The sequence below is a fragment of the Hymenobacter agri genome (genome assembly GCF_054778495.1).
In genome coordinates this window covers 1-1,968 of sequence record NZ_BAAGZM010000710.1, presented here as the reverse complement: position 1 = coordinate 1,968, position 1,968 = coordinate 1, and the positions used below count along the sequence as shown (strand labels likewise).

The following is a 1,968-nucleotide window of genomic DNA, read 5'->3' as shown; positions in this document are numbered from 1 at the left end:
CAAATTAGCCCAGTCGAAGCGGCAACGCTCGGCCTGCGCGCCGGCGAAGTTGGACCCCGCCAGGTTGGCCCCATTGAAGCGGCAGCTTTCCGCCTCGCCCGCCCGGCTCAGCACCACGCCCGGAAACTGCGCCGATATCAGGCTGGCTTCGGTGAAAATGGTGCCGCGCAGGGTGGCATCGGCAAACAGGGGCCAGTTGGCCCGGAAAGTGCAGCGGCTGAAGTCGGTTCCGGTGAGCACGGTGCGGTTCAGCAGCACCCAAGGCAGGTCGGCCCCGGCAAAGCTGGCCTGGCTGAGGTCGGAGTCGGAAAAGTTGGCGTTGCTCAGCATCGCGCCCTCGAAATGGGCTTCCCGCAGGTCGGCCTGGTCGAAAGCGCTGATGATGGCGTTGGCCCCATCGAAGCGCGCCCGCCGCAGGGTGGCCTTCGTGAAGCGGCTGGAAACCGGGTCGAGGTGCACGAAGAAGATGGTGCCCTGAAACTGGGCATCCGTCAGGTCGGCCTCGGTGAAGTCGGCCCCGCGCACGCGAGTGCCGGCAAAGGAGGCCCGCGCCAGCTTACCGCGCACAAACGTCGCCCCGTCGACGAGGCCCTGATACATGATGGCCCCCGTCAGGTCGGCCTCGGTGAAATCGGTGCGGGTGCGGTCGGCCCCGCCAAAGTCGGCCCCGGCCAGCTTAGCCCCCTGGAAATTAGCTTCCAGCAAATTAGCCCAGTCGAAGCGGCAACGCTCGGCCTGCGCGCCGGCGAAGTTGGCTTGGCGCAGGTCGGCCCCGTTGAAGCGGCAGATTTCCGCCTCGCCCGCCCGGCTCAGCACTACGCCCGGAAACTGCGCCGCTTCTAGGCCTGCTTCGGTAAACGTCACGTCGCGCAGCGTGGCGCGGGCAAAGTTGGCCCCGGCCAGCCGGGCGCGCTTCAGGTCGGTGCCCAGCAGGAACACGTCGAAAAAATTGAGGCGGCCGTAATCCTCCCCGCTGCGCAGCTCCTCCGGCGACGGGTAACTCAGCGGATACCCCTGCCCGGTACCCACATTGACGCGGTGCAGGCGCAGCGCCGGCTGACCGGTTCGGAAGGTCAGCTGCCAGCCGGCCCGCACTATATAGCCGTCCAGCCGGCCAAACGCTTCCAGCGTCAGGCCGCCTTCGCCGCATTCCAGCCGAATGTGGTCGTCGGCTTCAATCCACGTGAGGGGCGTGGGCTCGGTGCCCCAATACATGCGAAAGCCCTCCCGGCAAAGCCAGCGGTTGTGGCCCACGGCCTGCAGCTGCACGTTGCGGCCGTCGAGCCGGTACAGCGCCACGGGGAATAAGGTGGTGCCGTCCATCCCGGACGAGAAAACGACGTCGTTGTCCGGGTCGGCCCGGCCGGGCCAGGCCAGGTAGCGGGGGTACTGGTCGGCCGGGTGGTCGGCCGCCAGAAACCAGCCGCCGGAAAAGGCCCCAATAGTGGAAAGTTGCGGAGAATCGGGCATCGTGAAAAAGCGGATTTGATGGAGGAAAGAAACTGCCGGGCGCGGGCTACACCGCCGGGGCCGGCGGCACCCACTGGCTCACGGAGGGCTCGGTGCGGCCGTTGGGGCCCAGCAGCACTTCGTAGTTGAGGGTGTACACGCTACGGTCGAGGCCCACGGTGAGCTTGTCGGCGGCCATGCGCGGGGTGCTCACCAGCTGCTCGCCGTCGGGCGTGTAAATGATGAGGCGGTAGTCGTCGGGCCGGCGGCCGGCGCCTTGGCGGGCCAGCACGTAGAGGTAGCCCTTGCCTTCCACGGCCAGGTCGAGGTACTGCGTGCCCTTGGGCTGATTGAGAGCCAGGGTGCTGATTTTGCGGCCGGGCTGCTGCGGGTCGCGGAAGTAAGGCACGGGGTTGCCGTGCAGGTCGAAGGCCTGCACCCGCTGGCTTTCCAGCACCAGCACGGCCCCGTCGAGGCCGATGGCCAAGGCGCTGGGGTTGCGCAGCAGCCCCTCGCGCA

Annotated in this window: 2 protein-coding genes; both read right to left on the bottom strand. The window is 67.7% G+C overall.

Going from position 1 to position 1,968, the window contains the following annotated elements; genetic code table 11:
• Positions 1-1,470, bottom strand: a 1,470-nt coding sequence (locus ACYVDE_RS21290) for a pentapeptide repeat-containing protein (protein WP_460503545.1), incomplete at its 3' end; no start/stop codon positions are given.
• 46 nt (positions 1,471-1,516) lie between these two features.
• Positions 1,517-1,968 (bottom strand): hypothetical protein (locus ACYVDE_RS21285; RefSeq protein ID WP_460503544.1); only part of this gene is annotated, 452 nt, incomplete at its 5' end.